Raw genomic sequence first — 19,161 nt, 5'->3', positions numbered from 1 at the left:
GCATTCATTTGCATCAGGCCTTGCGGCCGGCGGCTTCCTTGCCTGCATCGAGCTCGGCGGTCTTCGCGTCGACGGCTTCGCGCAGCGCCTTGCCCGGCTTGAAGTGCGGCACGCGCTTCTCGGGAATTTGCACGCTCTCGCCCGAACGCGGGTTGCGGCCGATGCGCGGCGGTCGGCGGTTGACCGAGAAGCTGCCGAAGCCACGGATCTCGATGCGATGGCCGCGCACCAGCGCGTCGCTCATGGCGTCCAGGATGGTCTTGACGGCGTATTCGGCATCGCGGTGCGTGAGCTGCGCGAAACGGGCTGCGAGTTCTTCGACGAGGTCTGAGCGGGTCATAGGCCAAACATAAACGAAAAACGTGGACGAAAAAAAAGACAGAGCGGCCCCGGGGGCCTGCCTCTGTCTTCGGACTCAGCTTACTTGTTGTCGCTGTTGTCGAGCTTGGCGCGCAGCAGGGCGCCCAGGCTGGTCGTGCCCGCGTTTTCGCGTGCCGACTGCTGGCTCAGGCTGGCCATGGCGCCTTGTTCGTCGACCATGTCCTTCTGCTTGATCGACAGCTGGATGTTGCGGGTCTTGCGATCCACATTCACCACGATGGCCGTGACTTCGTCGCCTTCCTTGAGCACGTTGCGGGCATCTTCGACGCGGTCGCGCGAGATTTCCGAAGCACGCAGGTAGCCGATGATGTCTTCGCCGAGGTCGATTTCAGCGCCGCGGGCGTCCACGGTCTTGACCTTGCCGGTCACGATCTGGCCCTTGTCGTTCACGGTGGTGAACGTGGTGAACGGATCGCTGTCGAGCTGCTTGATGCCCAGCGAGATGCGTTCGCGGTCGACGTCGACAGCCAACACGATCGCTTCGACTTCCTGGCCCTTCTTGTAGTTGCGAACGGCGGTTTCGCCGGTTTCGTTCCACGAGAGGTCCGAGAGGTGAACCAGGCCGTCGATGCCGGCAGCCAGACCCACGAACACGCCGAAGTCGGTGATCGACTTGATCGGGCCCTTGACGCGGTCGCCACGCTTCGTGTTCTGAGCGAACTCTTGCCACGGGTTGGCCTTGCACTGCTTCATGCCCAGGCTGATGCGGCGCTTGTCTTCGTCGATTTCCAGGACCATGACTTCGACTTCGTCGCCCAGCGAGACGATCTTGTTCGGAGCGATGTTCTTGTTGGTCCAGTCCATTTCGGAGACGTGCACCAGGCCTTCGATGCCGGGTTCGAGTTCGACGAACGCGCCGTAGTCGGCAATGTTCGTGACCTTGCCGAACAGGCGGGTCGATTGCGGGTAGCGGCGCGAAACGCCCATCCACGGGTCGTCACCCATTTGCTTGAGACCCAGCGAGACACGGTTCTTTTCGGTGTCGAACTTGAGGATCTTGGCGGTGATTTCCTGGCCGGCCTGAACGACTTCGCTCGGGTGGCGAACACGGCGCCATGCCATGTCGGTGATGTGCAGCAGGCCGTCGATGCCGCCGAGGTCCACGAACGCACCGTATTCGGTGATGTTCTTGACCACGCCGCGCACGACTGCGCCTTCCTTCAGGGTTTCCATCAGCTTGGCGCGTTCTTCGCCCATGCTGGCTTCGACCACGGCACGGCGCGACAGCACGACGTTGTTGCGTTTGCGATCGAGCTTGATGACCTTGAATTCGAGGGTCTTGTTTTCGTACGGGGTCAGGTCCTTGATCGGACGCGTGTCGATCAGCGAACCCGGCAGGAACGCGCGGATGCCGTTGACCAGAACGGTCAGACCGCCCTTGACCTTGCCGCTGGTGGTGCCGGTGACGAAGTCGCCCGATTCCAGGGCCTTCTCGAGGGCGAGCCACGAAGCCAGACGCTTGGCGGTGTCGCGCGAGAGGATGGTGTCGCCGTAGCCGTTTTCAACGCTGCCGATGGCAACGGAAACGAAATCGCCGGCCTGGACTTCGAGTTCGCCCTTGTCGTTCTTGAACTCTTCGATCGGCACATACGCTTCGGACTTCAGACCGGCGTTGACGACGACGTGGTTGTGTTCGACGCGCACGACTTCGGCCGTGATGACCTCGCCGCTGCGCATTTCGGAACGCTTCAGGGACTCTTCGAATAGGTCGGCAAAAGATTCAGACATTTATGGTTCCTTCCGTCAGGCAGGGTTGGCAGGCGCTCTTGCGAAATTGCGTGCGGCTGCTGTGGGTCTGTAGACGGCGGTTAGGTTGTGGGCGTGAGCCCGGTTGGTTGAACAACCAGCAGGCCGGTGCGCTGTCGCGCGGAAGGAGCCTGCTGGAGCGGTAGGCGCCACCCGGAACACCCGGGAGACGCAAGCCTTTCAAGCGGACCTGAAAGGCTGCACTTCAATCCGCTCAAGCGGACTTGAACGGTTGAATTTCTTGCCACCAGTTCAACACCGTGTCGATCGAGCGTTCGATGGACAGCTGGGAGTTGTCGAGGTGGCGAGCGTCCTGCGCCGGCTTCAGAGGGGCGACGCTGCGGGAAGAGTCCCGGGCGTCACGTGCTTCCAAGTCGGAGCGAAGACTGTCGAGTGTAGTCGAAATACCCTTTGAAATCAACTGCTTATGCCGCCGTTCGGCGCGCTGGGCGGCACCCGCCGTGAGGAACACCTTGAGCGCCGCGTCGGGGAAGATCACGGTGCCCATGTCGCGCCCGTCGGCCACCAGGCCGGGCAGGCGGCGAAAGCGGTGCTGCAGGTCTTGCAGCGCCTCGCGCACGGCCGGCAGCGCGGAGACGCGCGAGGCGTCCATGCCGGCGGCTTCGGTGCGGATGTCGTCGCTCACGTCTTCGCCGGCCAGCAGCACCTTGCCCTCGGTGAACTGCAGGGGCAGGGCGGCGGCGAGGGCGGCGATCTGCGCTTCGTTCGCGGCGTTGGCCTCCAGGCCGGCGCGGCGCGCGGCGAGCCCGGTCACGCGGTAGAGCGACCCCGAATCGAGGTAGTGGTAGCCCAGCAGGCGCCCGACCTCGGCGGCCAGCGTGCCCTTGCCCGAGGCGGTCGGGCCGTCGATGCAGATCACGGGCACTTCGACGGCCTCGGCCACCGAGAACAGGGTCTCGAAGTAGTCGGGGAAGGTCTTGGCGACGCAGTGCGGCTCGAGGATGCGCACCGGCACGCCGGCCGGGTTGAAGGCCGCGAGCGAGAAGCACATGGCGACCCGGTGGTCGTCGTAGGTGCGAATGCTGGCGGGCCGCCAGCCGGCGGCGGGCAGGGGGTGGACACGGATGAAATCGGGGCCGGCCTCGACCGTGGCGCCGAGCTTTTGCAGCTCGTTCGCCATGGCGTCGATGCGGTCAGTTTCCTTCACGCGCCAGCTCGCGATGTTGCGCAGCGTGGTGGGGCCGTCGGCGTACAACGCCATGACGGCCAGCGTCATGGCGGCGTCGGGGATGTGGTTCGCGTCGAGATCGATGGCCTTCAGGGGCCAGGCGCCGCGGCGGATTTCGAGCCAGTTCGGACCGCTGCCGACCTGTGCGCCCATCTGTTGGGCGGCGTCGATGAAGCGGATGTCGCCCTGGATCGAGGCCGCGCCGACACCTTCGATACGGATGCCGTTCTGCCCCGAAACGCCCGTCGCAATGGCGCCGAGCGCTATGAAATAGCTAGCAGACGAGGCGTCCGCCTCGACGTGGATCTCGCCCGGCGAGCTGTAGCGGCTGCCGGCGGGGATGGTGAAGCGCTCCCAGCCGTCGCGCTGCACCGTGATGCCGAAGCGCGCCAGCAGGTTCAGCGTGATCTCGATGTAGGGCTTGGAGATCAGCTCGCCGACGACCTCGATCACGATGTCGTCGGCCGCCGCCAGCGGCAGCGCCAGCAGCAGGGCGGTGAGGAACTGGCTCGACACGTCGCCGCGCACGCGGATCGGTGCACCGAGCGCCAGTTCGTCATGCGACACGGGGTGGATGCGCAGCGGCGGGTAGCCGGGGTTGCCGAGGTAGTCGATACGGCAGCCGAGTTGCGTGAGGGCGTCGACCAGGTCGCCGATCGGGCGCTCGTGCATGCGCGGCACGCCGCTGAGCTCGAACTCGCCGCCGAGCAGCGACAGCGCCGCCGTCAGCGGACGCATGGCGGTGCCGGCGTTGCCCAGAAACAGCGGCAGCAGCGTCGCGCCCAGCGACGGCGGCAGCTGGCCGCCCAGGCCCGTGATGCGCAGCGAGGCGCCGGCCGGCTCGATGCCGCAGCCCAGCGCGCGCAGGGCGTCGAGCATCACGCGCGTGTCGTCGGAATCGAGCAGGTCGTGGATCGTGGTGGTGCCGCTGGCGAGCGCCGCCAGCAGCAGCACGCGGTTGGAGATGCTCTTGGAGCCCGGCAGCCGGACCGTGCCGGCGGCGCCCGCGAGGGGCGGGAGGTCGAGGAAGGCGGTCGAGAACATGTCAGCTGTCCTGCTGGGCCAGAGCATCGGTGCTCGAATTCGGCCGCCAGGCGGCGCGTGCCTTGCTGGCGGCGGCGATGGATTGCTCCAGGCCCTGCAGGTCGCCGGCGGTCATCAGCGTCTCGAGGTCTTCCAGCGCCTTGCGGAAGGCCTGCGACTGCTGCAGCACCTGCTCGCGGTTGGCGAGCAGCACGTCGCGCCACATGACGGGGTCGCTGGCGGCGATGCGCGAGAAGTCGCGAAAGCCCGGTCCCGCGAGGCTCAGGAAGCGGTCGCCCTGCGGCTGACCGATGAGCGCGTTGGTGTAGGCAAAGGCCAGCAGGTGCGGCAGGTGGCTCACGGCGGCGAAGGCGGCGTCGTGCTCTTCGTGCGTCATGGTGACGACGTTGGCACCGATGCCGCTCCACACCTGCGACGCGCGCTGCACGTTGGAGCGCAGCGTGGTCTTGACGGGGGTCAGCACGACCTGGCGGCCGGTGAAGAGCGAGGCTTCGGCATGCTCGATGCCGGAGACTTCCTTGCCGGCGATCGGATGCGCCGGCACGAAGCTGGCGAACTGCTTTTGCAGGCCGTTGCGCGCGGCCTCGATCACGTCGCCCTTGGTCGAGCCCACGTCCATCACCAGCGTGTCGGCCGAGATGCCGTGGCGGATCGCCTTGAAGGTGGCTTCCGAGGCGGCCACCGGCACGGCCAGCAGCACGATGTCGGCGCCCGACACCGCCAGCAGCGCCGAGGGCGCCGCCACATCGATCACGCCGAGCTGACGCGCCCGTTCGGTGGTGGAGGGCGACTTGCTGTAGCCCACCACGCGTTTCACCAGCTTCGCGCGCTTGAGCGCGAGCGCAAAGGAGCCGCCCATGAGGCCGCAGCCGATCAATCCCAGTTGCTCGAACATCGCGTCGGTCCGTTCGGCTCAGGCTTTGATCGGATAGGCGCCGAGCACCTTGTAGAAGGCGCAGAGGCCGCGCAGTTCGGCCAGCGCCGCGGCCACGTTGGGCTGCGAGGGGTGGCCGTCGAGGTCGATGTAGAAGTAGTACTCCCACTGGCCGGTGCGCGCGGGGCGCGACTCGAAGCGCGTCATCGAGACGTTGTTGGCCTTCAGCGGCACCAGCAGGTCGTGCACCGCGCCGGGGCGGTTGGGCACCGAGACGATCAGGCTCGTGCAGTCCTTGCCCGAGGCCGGCGGCATGGCCAGCGTCTGCGGCAGGCAGATCACGGAGAAGCGGGTGCGGTTGTACGAATCGTCCTGGATGGCGTGCGCCACGATGTGCAGGCCGAAGCGGGTGGCGGCGCGTTCGCCGGCGAGTGCGGCCCAGGCCGGGTTGGTGGCCGCGAGGCGCGCGCCTTCGGCGTTGCTCGACACGGCGCGCCGCTCGGCGTTGGGCAGGTGCTTGGACAGCCAGGTCTGGCACTGCGCCAGCGCCTGCGGATGGGCCAGCACGGCCTCGACGCCTTCGAGCGAATTGCTGCTGCGCATCAGGTGGTGACGCACCAGCAGGCTGACTTCGCCGACCACATGGGTGGGCGAGTGCAGGAACAGGTCGAGCGAGCGCGTGACCACGCCTTCGGTCGAGTTCTCGACGCCGACCACGCCGTACTGGGCGCTGCCCGCGGCGGTGGCGTGGAACACCTCGTCGAAGCTGGCGCAGTAGATCAGGTCGGCGGCGCCGCCGAAGTACTCGATGGCGGCCTGTTCGCAGAAGGTGCCCTCGGGGCCGAGCACGGCCACGCGCTGAGGCGACTCGAGGGCCAGGCAGGCCGACATGATCTCGCGCCAGATGGCCGCGACATGGAGGTCCTTGAGCGGACCGCCATTGCTTTTTTGCATCTTGTCGATGACCGCGGCGACGCGGTCGGGGCGGAAGAAGGGCGTGCCTTCGCGCTTCTTGACCTCGCCGACCAGCTCGGCCACATGGGCGCGCTCATTGAGCAGGCTCAGCAGCCGTTGGTCGAGGGAGTCGATCTGCACGCGCAGACCGGCCAGGCTTTCGGAATTGTCGGGGGTGGTGGGTGGTGTGGGGGCAGAGGCGGTCATCGGTGCGAGCAACAGGGCATGCGCCTACGCATGCGATCGCTCGAATTCTCTCATGTAGGCCACCAAGGCCTGCACCCCTGCCAGCGGCATGGCGTTGTAGATGCTCGCGCGCATGCCACCGACCGACTTGTGGCCCTTGAGCTGCAGCAGCCCGGCTTCGCGCGCGCCGGCCAGGAAGGCCTCGTTGCGGCCCTCGTCGGCCAGGAAGAACGGCACGTTCATGCGCGAACGGCAGTTGGCTTCGATGCGGTTGGCGTAGAAGTCGGAGCCGTCGATGAAGTCGTACAGCAGCTTGGCCTTCTCGACATTGCGCTGCTCCATGGCGGCAACGCCGGTGAGCGCGCCCTCGGTCTGCTGCAGCAGCCACTGGAACGTGAGCCCTGCCATGTAGATGCCCCAGGTCGGCGGGGTGTTGTACATGGAGTGGTTGTCGGCCACGGTCTTGTAGTTGAACGCGCTCGGGCAGATCTCGAGCGCGTGGCCCAGCAGGTCGTCGCGCACGACCACGATGGTCAGGCCGGCGGGGCCGAGGTTCTTCTGGGCGCCGCCGAAGGCCAGGCCGACGCGGCTCCAGTCGACGCTGCGCGAAGCCACGTGCGACGAAAAATCGATGACCAGCGGCGCCTTGCTGCCGAGCGCGGCCAGGTCGGGCAGTTGCTGGAACTCGATGCCGTTGATGGTCTCGTTGCTGCACACGTGCACGTACGAGGCATCAGAAGACAGCTGCCAGCTGGCGGGATCGGGCAAGTGCGTGTGCTGGTTGTCAGCGTTGCTGGCCGCCACGCGGGTGGTGCAGTAGCGCTGCGCTTCCTTGTGCGACTTGGCGCTCCAGCTGCCGGTAACGACGAAGTCGGCAACGCCGCCGCGCGACAGGTTCAGCGGCACGATGGCGTTCTCGCCGAGGCCGCCACCCTGCATGAACAGGATGTGAAAGTGCGAGGGGATGGCCAGCAGCGTGCGGATGTCGGCTTCGGCCTGGGTGCAGATGGCACCGAATTCCTTGCCGCGATGGCTCATCTCCATCACGCTCATGCCGCTGCCCTGCCAATCGAGCATCTCGGAAGCGGCGCGTTGCAGCACCGCCTCCGGCATGGCAGCCGGACCGGCCGAAAAGTTGTAGGGGCGCTTGCCGGCCGGCGTCTGCTGCTGGGTCACGTTGCTTTACTTCTTGGCGGGAGCCTTGGCGGCGGGCGCCTTGGCGGGAGCTGCTGCACCGTCGGTCGGAGCACCGAGGGCCTTGGCGACGTTGGTGTCGAGTGCGCGCATCTTGGGTTCGATGGTGGCGCGGGTTTCGGTCACCAGCTTTTCCGTCAGAGCGGTCTGCATCTTCGGGTTCAGTTCCTGGTACTTCTTGCTCAGGGGCGAGTTGATCCAGGCCAGCAGCTGCTTGAGCTCGTCTTCGCTGAAGTTCTGCTCGAGGATGGGCGTGAGGGCGCCAGGGGCGATCTGCACGGCCTTGTCGCGCACCAGCGGGTAGGCGTCGTCGAAGTACTTCTTCAGCTCGGCGTCAGCGGCCTTGGCGGCGGATTCGCGCTTGGCTTCGGGCACCTGGGTCTGCAGGTACTGCGAACCGGCTTGCGCGATGGGGGCGCTCGATTGCTCGATCAGGCCGCGTGCCAGCGACTCGATGCCGGGGCGCTGGATCTCGATGAACTGCTTGATCAGCGTGGCCTTGTCCTGGGCCATGGCGGCCATGGACGAGCCGGCGAGGGCAGCGGTCAGGAGTGCGAGCTTGAGTTGTTTTTTCACTGAGGATTCTCCGTTGAAGATGTGGAAGTGTCGTCTGCGTCCGGCTCGCTTTCGCCGACCGCGTCGTTTTCGACGATGCGTTGAAGCCCGCTGAGTTTGGCGCCTTCGTCGAGCCCGATCAGCGTGACGCCTTGCGTCGCCCGACCCAGTTCGCGAATCTCGGCCACACGGGTGCGCACGAGCACACCCTTGTCGGTGATGAGCATGATCTCATCGTCCGCATGAACGAGCGTGGCGGCAACGACCTTGCCGTTGCGCTCACTCTGTTGAATCGCGATCATGCCTTTGGTTCCGCGGCCATGACGCGTGTATTCGGTAATGCTTGTGCGTTTTCCGTAACCATTTTCGGTGGCGGTGAGCACGCTCTGCTGCTCGTCCTCGGCCACCAGCATGGCGATCACGCCCTGGCCCGGCTCCAGCGACATGCCGCGCACGCCGCGGGCGTTGCGGCCCAGCGGGCGGACGTCTTCCTCGTCGAAGCGCACGGCCTTGCCGTTGTCGCTGAAGAGCATCACGTCGTGCTTGCCGTCGGTCAGCGCCGCGCCGATGAGGTAGTCGCCTTCATCGAGGTTCACGGCAATGATGCCGCCCTTGCGCGGGTTGCTGAATTCGTCGAGCGCCGTCTTCTTGACCGTGCCCATCGAGGTCGCCATGAACACGTACTGGTCGGCCGGGAAGTTGCGCTTCTCGCCGGTGAGGGCGAGGGCGACGTTGATCTTCTCGCCTTCCTGCAGCGGGAACATGTTGACGATGGGGCGTCCGCGCGAGCCGCGCGAACCCGCCGGCACTTCCCACACCTTGAGCCAGTACAGCCGGCCGCGGTTGGAGAAGCACAGGATGTAGTCGTGCGTGTTGGCGATGAAGAGCTGGTCGATCCAGTCGTCGTCCTTGGTGGATGTGGCCTGCTTGCCGCGCCCGCCGCGCTTTTGCGCGCGGTACTCGCCCAGCGGCTGGCTCTTGATGTAGCCGCTGTGCGAGAGCGTGACCACCATGTCGGTCGGCGTGATCAGGTCTTCGGTCGAGAGGTCGTAGGCACTGTGCTCGACCAGGCTGCGGCGGGCGCCGATCTTCGACTGACCGAACTCCTGCTTGATCTCGCCGAGTTCGTCGCCAATGATGATCGAGACGCGCTCGGGCTTGGCCAGGATGTCGAGCAGGTCGTCGATCTCGGCCATGACGTCCTTGTACTCGGCAACGATCTTGTCCTGCTCGAGGCCGGTCAGGCGCTGCAGGCGCATCTGCAGGATTTCCTGCGCTTGCGTTTCCGACAGGCGGTACAGGCCGTCGCCGCCCATGCCGTACTCGCGCTCGAGGCCCTCGGGGCGGTAGTCGTCGGCGTTGATCACGCCGCCGTCGGCGCGTGAACGTGTGAGCATTTCACGCACCAGCTTGCTGTCCCAGCTGCGGGTCATGAGCTCGGCCTTGGCGACCGGCGGGGTGGGCGACTCGCGGATGATGCGGATGAACTCGTCGATGTTGGCCAGTGCCACCGCCAGGCCTTCGAGCACGTGGCCGCGTTCGCGGGCCTTGCGCAGCGTGAAGACGGTGCGGCGCGTGACCACTTCGCGGCGGTGCTGCAGGAAGACTTCGATCAGGTCCTTCAGGTTGCACAGCTTGGGCTGGCCGTCGACCAGCGCCACCATGTTGATGCCGAAGGTGTCCTGCAGCTGGGTCTGCTTGTAGAGGTTGTTGAGCACCACCTCGGGCACTTCGCCGCGCTTGAGCTCGATCACCAGGCGCATGCCCGACTTGTCGGACTCGTCCTGGATGTGGCTGATGCCTTCGATCTTCTTCTCGTGCACCAGCTCGGCCATGCGCTCCTGCAGCGTCTTCTTGTTGACCTGGTAGGGGAGCTCGTCGACGATGATCGCCTGGCGCTGGCCGCGGTCGATGTCCTCGAAGTGGCACTTGGCGCGCATCACCACCTTGCCGCGGCCGGTGCGGTAGCCGTCCTTCACGCCGTTGATGCCGTAGATGATGCCGGCGGTGGGGAAGTCGGGCGCCGGCACGATTTCCATCAGTTCGTCGATGCTCGCCTGCGGATTGCGCAGCAGATACAGGCAGGCATCCACCACTTCATTCAGGTTGTGCGGCGGGATATTGGTGGCCATGCCGACCGCAATACCGCCGGAGCCATTGACCAGCAAATTCGGCAGCTGGCTGGGCAAAACTTTCGGTTCTTTTTCGGAGCCGTCGTAATTGTCCTGAAAGTCGACAGTTTCCTTGTCGATATCGGCCAGCATTTCGTGCGCAATTTTGGCCAGCCGGATTTCCGTATAACGCATTGCGGCGGCGTTGTCGCCGTCGACCGACCCGAAGTTGCCCTGGCCATCGACCAGCATGTGGCGCATCGAGAAGTCCTGGGCCAGCCGGACGATGGTGTCGTAGACCGACTGGTCGCCATGCGGGTGGTACTTACCGATCACGTCACCGACGATACGGGCCGACTTCTTGTATGGCCGGTTCCAGTCGTTGTTGAGCTCGTGCATCGCGTACAGCACGCGCCGGTGCACCGGCTTGAGGCCGTCGCGGGCGTCGGGAAGCGCCCGGCCGACGATCACGCTCATGGCGTAATCGAGGTAGCTGCTGCGCATTTCCTCTTCGAGACTGATGGGCAGGGTTTCTTTGGCGAAGGAGGTCATGAGCAAGAGGCTGGCGGCAGGAAGGCGAAATTTTACGCTGTGAGGGGTGTCGCACCGCCGCAACACAAGGGCTCTATTCCGCCTCCGTCCTACGCTTCAGGGGCGTCCAGCGGCCTGTTTGCCAAAGACCCTATGGCACAATCGTCTCAACGTTTTGGGTGGTGGTCACTTAAAGCGTCCTTGATTCGCAGCGCGGCTGCGGCTTTTTCCCCAAGAGGAGAACCATGAAGAAACTGAATAAAGTGGCGATGATGTTTGCAGTCGCTGCGCTCGCCACTGCCGCCGGCGCGCAGACCCGTGTCACCGCTGCGAACGGCGGTCCTACGATCGACAACTGGCAAAACGGCACCGGCGAACTGGTCTGGAAGAACGGCACGAACGAACTGTGCTGGCGCGATGCCAACTGGACGCCCGCAACGGCTGCCGCCGGTTGCGACGGCGCCCTGGTTCCGGCTGCTCCGGCTGCTGTGCCCACCGCTCCTGGCGTGGCTCCCGTGGCTCCCCCGGCTCAAGTCGCTGCTTCGAAGGTCACCTTCGCTGCTGACGCCTTCTTCGACTTCGACAAGTCGGTGCTGAAGCCCGAAGGTCGCGCCAAGCTGACCGACCTGGTCGAGAAGATCCGTGGCGTGAACCTCGAAGTCATCATCGCTGTGGGTCACACCGACTCCATCGGTACCGACGCCTACAACCAGCGTCTGTCGGTGCGTCGCGCCGAAGCCGTCAAGGCCTTCCTGGTCTCGAAGGGCATCGAACGCAACCGCGTCTACACCGAAGGCAAGGGCGAGAAGCAGCCTGTGGCTGACAACCGCACCAAGGAAGGCCGCGCCAAGAACCGTCGCGTGGAAATCGAAGTGGTTGGCACCCGCGCCAACTGATCGATCGATTCCGTCGACGAATGAAAACCCCGCTTCGGCGGGGTTTTTTTATGCCTGCCGTATTTGCGGCCGTGCCCGATGCAGGCCCATTGCTTTCGAGCCGGGCTTTGCTCGCTTCATAATTGCCCCATGACAGAAAACGTGAATGCAGACCCGGCCGAACTGGCCAAGTTTTCGGAACTCGCACACCGGTGGTGGGATTTGGAGAGCGAATTCCGCCCGCTGCACGAAATCAATCCATTGCGGCTGGAATGGATTGACGGTATTGCACCTATTTCGGGCCAGCGCGTGGTCGATATCGGCTGCGGCGGCGGCATCCTGGCCGATTCGATGGCGCGCAAGGGCGCTGACGTGCTGGGCGTCGACCTCGCGACCAAGGCGCTGAAGGTCGCCCAACTGCACGCCCTCGAAGCGGGGACGCGCGGCGTCAAATACCGCGAAATCAGTGCCGAGGCGCTCGCGGCCGAGCAGCCCGGCAGCTTCGATGTGGTCACCTGCATGGAAATGCTGGAGCACGTGCCCGATCCGGCGTCGGTGATCCAGGCCTGCGCCACCCTGGTGAAGCCTGGCGGCTGGGTGTTCTTCTCGACCATCAACCGCAACCTGAAGTCCTTCATGCTGGCGATCGTGGGCGCCGAGTACGTCCTGGGCATGCTGCCGCGCGGCACGCACGAGTACCCCAAGCTGATCCGTCCCAGCGAACTGGCCGGCTACTGCCGCGCTGCCCGCCTGGACCTGCGCCACACCCGGGGCATGGAATACAACCCGCTGACCCGCCGCTACTGGCTCAGCGCCGACACCAGCGTCAACTACCTCTTCGCGACCCAGAAGCCGGCGCTGCCGGAGGCGCAGGGATGATGAAGATCGGGAGCACGACCACACAGGCCATCCTGTTCGACCTCGACGGCACGCTGATCGACAGCGCGCCCGACCTGGGCGCGGCGGCCGACAAGATGCGCACCGACCGCGGCCTGGCGCCTTACCCGCTGGAGCGCTACCGCCCGATGGCCGGTGCCGGCGCGCGCGGCATGCTCGGCATCGCCTTCGGCATCACGCCCGATGCGCCGGAGTTCGACGCGCTGCGCGAGGAGTTCTACGTCGGCTACGAACGCCGCATGCTGCTCAACACCCTGGTGTTCGACGGCGTGGCGCCGCTGATCGAGGCGATCCGCGAGCGCGGCCTGCGCTGGGGCGTGGTCACCAACAAGTCGGCCCGCTTCACCGAACCGCTGACGGCTGCGATGCCGCTCTTCGCGAGCGCGGGCGCGATCGTGAGCGGCGACACCACACCATTCGCCAAGCCGCACCCCGAGCCGCTGCACGAGGCGGCGCGCCGTCTCGGCGTGGCGCCCGAGGCCTGCATCTACGTGGGAGACGACGAGCGCGACATCATCGCGGGCCGCGCCGCGGGCATGGGAACCGTGGCCGCGACCTACGGCTACATGGGTTCGCAGGCCGATGCGGCGCTCTGGGAGGCCGATGCTTCAATCTCTTCACCCCTTGAGCTCTTGAAGTTACTCAATAGCGCCTAAAATGAGTCGCTTGGGGCTGCACTGGTTTCGACGTGGGTTCGGAGTCGCAGCGGGGCATGTCGAGCTGAATGCGCTCGTAAAACAGATTCAAACAAACTAACTGCAAACGACGAACGTTTCGCACTCGCTGCTTAATTGCCAGTGAGCCTTGCAACAGTTGGCCGATGGGCTGGGCAAGGGGGTCTGGAGCAATCCTGACCTCCCGGCTGCAAGGATAATTACATGGGCTGGCTCCGATCCGGGTACCTTGGGTCGGGGCGAGAAAATAGGGTGCTGGCGTCCGGTTTAGCGTGTGACTGCGCGACTCCGGAAGCGAGACTCAAATCAGATCACTACACATGTAGAACTGCGCGATGAAGGCTTGCGGACGGGGGTTCAAATCCCCCCAGCTCCACCACACAACGACCCAGGGCGTTCACTGAAGTTCAGTGAACGCCCTTTTTCATTGGGGAATCGGTTTGTTGATAGCCGCCGAAATTTGACCCAGTTAACGCAGCAATTTCCGTCTAAGACTGACCCACGTAAAACCCTACCCTGCTCATTTTTAAAGCAGGGGATCCTAGGAGTGATAGACGCGGCGACATTGAGTGTCATCAGACCTGGGCCCTGCGCGAGCAGATGTCCATTCGCGAGATAGCCAGGCGTACAGGCCTGTCTCGCAACACCGTAAAGAAGTACCTGCGAGCCGGCGATGAAGAGCCGCGCTACGCCAAGCGGACGAGTTCAAGCAAGCTCAATCCCTATGCCGAAAAGCTCGCGACCTGACGCTCGATCGAGGCAACCAAATCGCGCAAACAGCGGCGCAATCCGCGGCAGATCCACACAGTCTCAACCTAAAAAGGGAGGGTATCAAGCACTTATCCACATCGTGAGGCCTTCGGGCTCACCAAGCGGGTGGGTCAGTATCCGATGGAAATCTAGGGTCAGAGATCGGCGAAAACCAACAGCTTGACGGCATGGGACTTCCACAGACAGACGACTGCGCTAGGGGGACGGAGCGTCACCTGTGGGCGCTTGGCCTCGTCTACATTCCCTAGCTTCGCGAAGTCGGCCCTTGGACATAAGCTGCCCTTCGGGCTGTTGAGATGGATGCCCGCTTCCGCTGCAAAGCAGATAGGCGCGGCTGGCTACATGCAAAGAAGGCGGGATGGGAATGAGTTCCTCATAAGCCACACAGTCGATAGCTGAAAACGGTGGCCGATCAGTGCGCAGGATCCATGCGCAGCCGGTACGCCACGCCATCGCGGCCGGGGTCGGCGCCGCCGTGCAGGCCATCGGCCTGGACCTGCACGCCGTGCACCCAGCCGATGGTGTAGTTGTACGGGTTGCGGCCAATGGCGTAGCCCTGTGCTTCCAGCGCGCGCGTGGTGGAGCGCGGAATGCGGTTGCACACGTCGATGGCGTTGCTGGTGGACGAGAAGCGAGGTGCCGACACCGCTGCCTGCATCTCCATGCCGTGGTCGATCACGTTGAGCAGCACCTGCAGCACGCCCATGGCGATCTGCGTGCCACCGGGGGCGCCGAGCACCACGTCGAGCTCACCGTCCTTGAAGGTCATGGTGGGGCAGGACGAGGTGAAGCGGCTCTTGCCCGGCTGGATGCTGCCGGCGCGGCCCGGACGCGGATCGAACACGCCCATGCAGCCGTTGTACAGAAAACCCATGCCCGGGGTGATGATGCCCGAGGGCATGGCCAGCGAGTGGGTCAGGGACACGGCGTTGCCGTCGGCGTCCACCACGCTCAGGTGGGTGGTGTCGCGTGGCACGGGTGCGCCAGGGTTCACGCGCTCCACGTTGAAGCGATGGCCCGTGCGGATCTGCTCGGCCACTTCCCGGGCCATGTCCTTGGACAGGAGCTGATCCAGCGGCACATCGAAGAACTTCGGGTCGCCGATGCAGCGGTCCTTGTCGATCGTCGCCTTCTTCATGGCCTCGCACACCCGCTGCAGGTAGGCGGGGCTGTTGTGCTCCAGGCTCGCCAGATCGAAGTGCTCGAGGATGTTGAGCATCTCCAGCAGCATGGCGCCGCCGCCCGGGGGCTGGTTGGTCGTGATGGTGCGGTCGCGGTAGCGGCCCACCAACGGCGGGTTGCGCTGCACCTGATACCGGGCCAGGTCGTCGAGCGTGATCAGCGCCCCCAGCGACTGCAGGTGCGTCACCATTTTTAGCGCCAGGTCACCCTGGTAGAACGGGCGCGCACCTTCTTCAGCAATCTGGCGCAGCACGGCGGCCATGCCTTCGTTGCGCAGTGGTGCGCCGATGGGCTTGGGGCGGCCATCGGGGCGGCAGTACAGCTGGCGGCTTTCCTCGCAGTACTGCAGCCGCTCCAGGTTGCCGACGCGACCCATGGTGGGCTCGTCGATCCAGAAGGCGTGCATGCCGGGTCGCACAAAGTAGCCGTCCGCGGCCCAGCGGATGGCGGGCTCCACCACCTGCTGCCACGGCAGGCGGCCGTGCGCCTGGTGCATGGCCTCCAGGCCCTTGAGCGTGGCCGGCGTACCGATGGACTGGGGGCCGATGTCGTTGACGCGGCCCTTGAGGATGAAACCGAAGCCGTCCTTGGTCTCGCCCTCGAGCAGGTGCTCCCACATGTTTTCCCTGGCCGCCAGCGGCGCGGGCGAGTGGAAGTCGAAATATTCATGTACCTGGGCGCCCGGCAGGTACACGGCGGCGGTGCCGAAACCTGCGATGCCGCACATCAGCGGATCGACCACGGTCTGGGCCAGCGCGGTGGCCACGGCGGCATCCACCGCGTTACCGCCTGCACGCAGGATGTCGATGCCGGACTCGGCGGCCTCCGGCTGCGGGCAGACCACCATTGCTTCTTTTTTCATGAGGTGTGATGACGAGCCCCTTGCTGCATCGGTGATACGGCAAGGGGTGAAGATGGACGAAAAAGGGGCGGCGCTTGCGCGGTCGCCGGCTTACTTGGCGCTGAGGTTCAGCGCCCCGAGCGTGGGCCCCCAGGCCTTGGCGTCACGCGCCGCCGTTTCCATGACCAGCGCGGAAGGGCCGGACATGGGGATCACGCCCATGCTTTTGAGCTTGGCCTGCACGTCGGGACTCTGGTGGAAGGCCGTCGTCGCCTTGTTGAGCTTTTCCACAATGTCGGCCGGCGTGCCGGCGCGCGCCACCACGGCACTCCAGCCCATGTTGTCAAAGCCCTTCACACCCAGCTCACCCAGGGTGGGCACATCGGGCAGCTCAGGAGTGCGTTGCGGCGACAACACGGCCAGTGGATTGAGCTTGTGGTTCTTGATGTGGGGCAGGGCGGTGCCATACACCGGTGCCATCACTTCGGTTTGCCCGCCGATGGTGGCCAAGATGCCGTCGGCCTCACCCTTGTAAGGGATGTGGGTCATCGAAATGCCCAGGGCATTGGACACGAGCTCGACCGCCAGGTGGGTGGAGTTGCCCAAGCCGGCGGACGCGAAGTTCAGCTTGCCGGGTGCCGCCTTGGCTTTTTCTGTCAGATCCTTGAGCGTCTTGATGCCCGTGGCCGGGTTGGCCGACAGCACGAACGGCACCGTCGTCAGCATGGTCACGCCAACAAAATCCTTCTCGGGGTTGTAGGGCAGTGGCTTGTAGGTGAACTGATTGAGCACCATCAGCGACACGCTGCCCAGCAGCAAGGTGTAGCCGTCGGCGGGCGCATTCAGCGCGTTCTGTGCGGCAATGAGGCCGCCCGCACCGGGCTTGTTCTCCACCACGATGGTGGCGCCAATGGCCTTGCCTGCGTGTTCAGCCCACATGCGTGCGATGGTGTCGCTGCTGCCGCCCGGGGCCTGCGACACGATCAGGCGCACGGGACGACTGGGGTAGGAGGCTTGCGCGAACACGGTGGTGGCCGTGGCGGCCGCGACCGCGGCACCCATCAGGATCTTGTAGATGTTCGTGATTGCTTTGGGCACAGGGATTCCTCAGAAGGTCTGTCATGGAAGATGAAGTAATTTTCATGACAACCCCTGCCATCTGCCTAGCGAAAATGCAAAATGGATGCATGAAGGTTTACTCATGATCGAGCGTTCGGAAGGCCTGTCATGGGCACGAGGCATCAAGGTCCGGCATCTGGAGTCCTTTCTGGTGCTGGACGAGGCGGGCACGCTGACCGAAGCGGCGGCGCGGCTGCACATGACGCAATCTGCCATGTCGCACTGGCTGGCAGAGCTCGAACGCGTGGCGGGCACGCCGCTGGTGGTGCGCGGGCGCAAGGTGCAACTGACGCCTGCCGGGCATCTGCTCAAACGCCTGGCCATCACGGTGCTGGGCGATATCGCCCGTACCGGCCTCGAAATGCATGCGGTGGCTGCGGGACGCGTGCCGCGACTGAACGTGGGCAGTGTCTGGGCAGGCATCGCCGGCGGCCTGCCCGAAGCCGTGACCGCGTTCCAGCAGCGCCATGCCGATGTGGCCGTGTCCATCCACGACGGCCTGTTCGACGACCTGCTCAAAGGCCTGGACACGCGTGCCATGGATGCCGTGATCGGCGTTCTGGATGCGCGGGCGCACCAGCCGCAACTGGCGCACCACGTGCTCTTTGACGACCGGGTGAGCATCGTCATCGGCCAGGGCAGCAAGCACTGGAACCGCAACCAGCCGCTGGGCTTTGCCGACGTGCTGCGCGAGCATTGGGTGATGCCGCCCCTTGGCACGCTCACCCGCATCCAGATGGATGCCTATCTCATCGAGCAACAGGCATCGTGGCTTGTGCCCAAGGCAGAAACCGCCTCGTTGGCCATGATGCAGGCGCTGCTGCAAAAGGGTGACTATGTCGGCGTGTGTGCGGAATCCATGGCGGACTACATGGCCTCGCTGGGGCTGTTCCGGAAGGTCGCCATCGATTCGAACATCCGCTTCGGCCCCATCACCGTGGTGTGGAACCGCGAGCACGTCTCGGCCACGCTCATGGATTTCATTGCCTGCCTGAAGGCGCATGCGCGGGGCTTGCCTGCCGCACACGTGCAGGAGGCGCCCAGCGCTTAGCGGCCCGCCAAGGTAAGTGTCTCAGGTCGAATCGGAAGCTTCGTAGACCACCACTGCCGCGGCCAGGTCCTCCAAGGCGGTGCCCACGGCCTTGAAGACGGTCCGCCCGTCACCATCGGCGCGTCCCTTGATCCGGCCCGTGGCCAGGTCGGCCAACTCCCCTGCCACATCGTCGGCGGCGAACACGCCGCGCGACAGGGGCCCGAGCAATTCGCCACTCTTTTGCAACGCTTCCTGCGTATCGACAAACAGACGTGCGCCAGCGAAACAGGCATCGTCGGCTTCGCGCATCTGCGGCGTGAAACTGCCGATCAGGTCGAGGTGGCTGCGAGGCCGCAGCCACGCTCCCTGCACCACCGGCTGCGTGGCGAGCGTGGCACAGCTCACGATGTCGACGTCGTTCACCGCCTTGGCGAGATCCGGCGCAACGACCGCCTCGATGTTCTGCGCGCACAGCCGCGCAGCGAGTGCCTTCGCCGCAGATTCGTCGCGGTCCCACACCACCACGCGTTCGATCGGACGCACGGCGCGGTAGGCCTCGGGAATCAGACTGCCGACACGCCCGCAGCCGACGACCAGCAGGCTGCACGCATCGGCAGGCGCGAGATAGGACGCGGCCAGGGCCGATGCGGCAGCGGTGCGGCGCGACGTGATCTCGTTGCCGTCGATCTGCGCCAGCGGCTCACCCGTGCTGGCGTCGTACAGCACATAGGTCGAGAACAGTCCGGGCAGGCCGCGTTGCGCGTTGTCCGGGAAGATGGTCACTGTCTTGATGCCCAGGTAGCGGCCGTGCTGCCACGCCGGCATGACCAGCACGGTGCGGGGCGAGGCGTCCGCCTCGGCCTGGAGCGAATGCGTGTGCCGCAAGGGCACCTCGCAGCCGGCGATGAACATCTCCCGAAGGGCCGGGATCAGGCGGTCAAAGGGCAGCGCACGGCGGGTGCTTTCGGTATCGATGATCTTCATGAGGTTGCGGAGGGAATCAG

Annotated in this window: 15 protein-coding genes, 1 other RNA gene and 1 pseudogene; 6 read left to right on the top strand and 11 right to left on the bottom strand. The window is 65.2% G+C overall.

Annotated elements, in window-relative coordinates; translation table 11 throughout:
* Positions 1-13 precede the first annotated feature (13 nt).
* The 8 genes from AC1RAD_RS28840 to gyrA all read right to left on the bottom strand — a co-directional run bounded on the left by AC1RAD_RS28840 (position 14) and on the right by gyrA (position 10,786).
* Entirely contained in the window at positions 14-340 is a 327-nt protein-coding gene (locus AC1RAD_RS28840; protein ID WP_056582668.1) for an integration host factor subunit beta, read from the bottom strand.
* Between the two features lie 80 nt (positions 341-420).
* Positions 421-2,109 carry a 30S ribosomal protein S1 gene (gene rpsA / locus AC1RAD_RS28835; RefSeq protein ID WP_062468664.1) on the bottom strand — a complete coding sequence of 563 codons (1,689 nt, stop codon included), beginning with the start codon at positions 2,107-2,109 and terminating at the stop codon, positions 421-423.
* Positions 2,110-2,341: 232 nt separating this feature from the next.
* The gene (locus tag AC1RAD_RS28830; protein WP_492738533.1) at positions 2,342-4,360 is read right to left on the bottom strand and encodes a bifunctional 3-phosphoshikimate 1-carboxyvinyltransferase/cytidylate kinase; all 2,019 of its coding nucleotides are present in this window, start codon (positions 4,358-4,360) and stop codon (positions 2,342-2,344) included.
* 1 nt (position 4,361) lies between these two features.
* Entirely contained in the window at positions 4,362-5,255 is an 894-nt protein-coding gene (locus AC1RAD_RS28825) for a prephenate dehydrogenase (RefSeq protein ID WP_390345520.1), read from the bottom strand.
* An 18-nt stretch (positions 5,256-5,273) separates the two neighbouring features.
* A complete protein-coding gene (gene pheA / locus AC1RAD_RS28820; RefSeq protein WP_062468655.1) occupies positions 5,274-6,395 on the bottom strand; it encodes a prephenate dehydratase in 1,122 nt (373 codons plus the stop codon).
* 24 nt (positions 6,396-6,419) lie between these two features.
* Positions 6,420-7,550, bottom strand: coding sequence for a 3-phosphoserine/phosphohydroxythreonine transaminase (gene serC, locus AC1RAD_RS28815; protein WP_492738531.1), 1,131 nt, complete (start codon positions 7,548-7,550; stop codon positions 6,420-6,422).
* Between the two features lie 6 nt (positions 7,551-7,556).
* Entirely contained in the window at positions 7,557-8,144 is a 588-nt protein-coding gene (locus AC1RAD_RS28810; protein ID WP_235926701.1) for a DUF2059 domain-containing protein, read from the bottom strand.
* Complete coding sequence (gene gyrA, locus AC1RAD_RS28805; RefSeq protein WP_159275243.1) at positions 8,141-10,786, bottom strand: DNA gyrase subunit A; 2,646 nt, start codon at positions 10,784-10,786, stop codon at positions 8,141-8,143. The genes AC1RAD_RS28810 and gyrA overlap by 4 nt, the downstream gene beginning before the upstream one ends.
* A gap of 224 nt (positions 10,787-11,010) precedes the next feature.
* On the opposite strand from gyrA, the gene ompA reads away from it, so the two are divergent.
* The 5 genes and pseudogenes from ompA to AC1RAD_RS28780 all read left to right on the top strand — a co-directional run.
* Positions 11,011-11,661, top strand: a complete 651-nt coding sequence (ompA, locus tag AC1RAD_RS28800) for an outer membrane protein OmpA (RefSeq protein WP_070064005.1) — start codon at positions 11,011-11,013, stop codon at positions 11,659-11,661.
* 129 nt (positions 11,662-11,790) lie between these two features.
* A complete protein-coding gene (gene ubiG, locus AC1RAD_RS28795) occupies positions 11,791-12,519 on the top strand; it encodes a bifunctional 2-polyprenyl-6-hydroxyphenol methylase/3-demethylubiquinol 3-O-methyltransferase UbiG (RefSeq protein WP_062468650.1) in 729 nt (242 codons plus the stop codon).
* Positions 12,516-13,193, top strand: coding sequence for an HAD family hydrolase (locus AC1RAD_RS28790; protein ID WP_492738529.1), 678 nt, complete (start codon positions 12,516-12,518; stop codon positions 13,191-13,193). Before ubiG ends, AC1RAD_RS28790 begins: the two co-directional genes overlap by 4 nt.
* A gap of 12 nt (positions 13,194-13,205) precedes the next feature.
* Positions 13,206-13,590, top strand: a transfer-messenger RNA (tmRNA) gene (ssrA, locus tag AC1RAD_RS28785).
* A gap of 168 nt (positions 13,591-13,758) precedes the next feature.
* Positions 13,759-13,955 (top strand): annotated as a pseudogene (locus AC1RAD_RS28780) (helix-turn-helix domain-containing protein); the annotation flags it as partial.
* 439 nt (positions 13,956-14,394) lie between these two features.
* Here the strand turns inward: AC1RAD_RS28780 and ggt are convergent.
* Positions 14,395-16,026, bottom strand: coding sequence for a gamma-glutamyltransferase (ggt, locus tag AC1RAD_RS28775; protein ID WP_492738527.1), 1,632 nt, complete (start codon positions 16,024-16,026; stop codon positions 14,395-14,397).
* 90 nt (positions 16,027-16,116) lie between these two features.
* Positions 16,117-17,103: a Bug family tripartite tricarboxylate transporter substrate binding protein gene (locus AC1RAD_RS28770; RefSeq protein ID WP_492738526.1), complete on the bottom strand. Its 987-nt coding sequence runs from the start codon at positions 17,101-17,103 to the stop codon at positions 16,117-16,119.
* A 103-nt stretch (positions 17,104-17,206) separates the two neighbouring features.
* On the opposite strand from AC1RAD_RS28770, the gene AC1RAD_RS28765 reads away from it, so the two are divergent.
* Positions 17,207-18,175, top strand: a complete 969-nt coding sequence (locus AC1RAD_RS28765; protein WP_492738524.1) for a LysR family transcriptional regulator — start codon at positions 17,207-17,209, stop codon at positions 18,173-18,175.
* 21 nt (positions 18,176-18,196) lie between these two features.
* On the opposite strand, the gene lhpI is transcribed toward AC1RAD_RS28765, so the two are convergent.
* A complete protein-coding gene (gene lhpI, locus AC1RAD_RS28760; RefSeq protein ID WP_492738522.1) occupies positions 18,197-19,141 on the bottom strand; it encodes a bifunctional Delta(1)-pyrroline-2-carboxylate/Delta(1)-piperideine-2-carboxylate reductase in 945 nt (314 codons plus the stop codon).
* Positions 19,142-19,161: the final 20 nt, after the last annotated feature.

This window comes from Variovorax sp. GW823-FHT04B03, assembly GCF_058796495.1.
The sequence above is the reverse complement of the archived record's forward strand: the minus strand, read 5'-3'. Positions and strand labels throughout refer to the sequence as shown.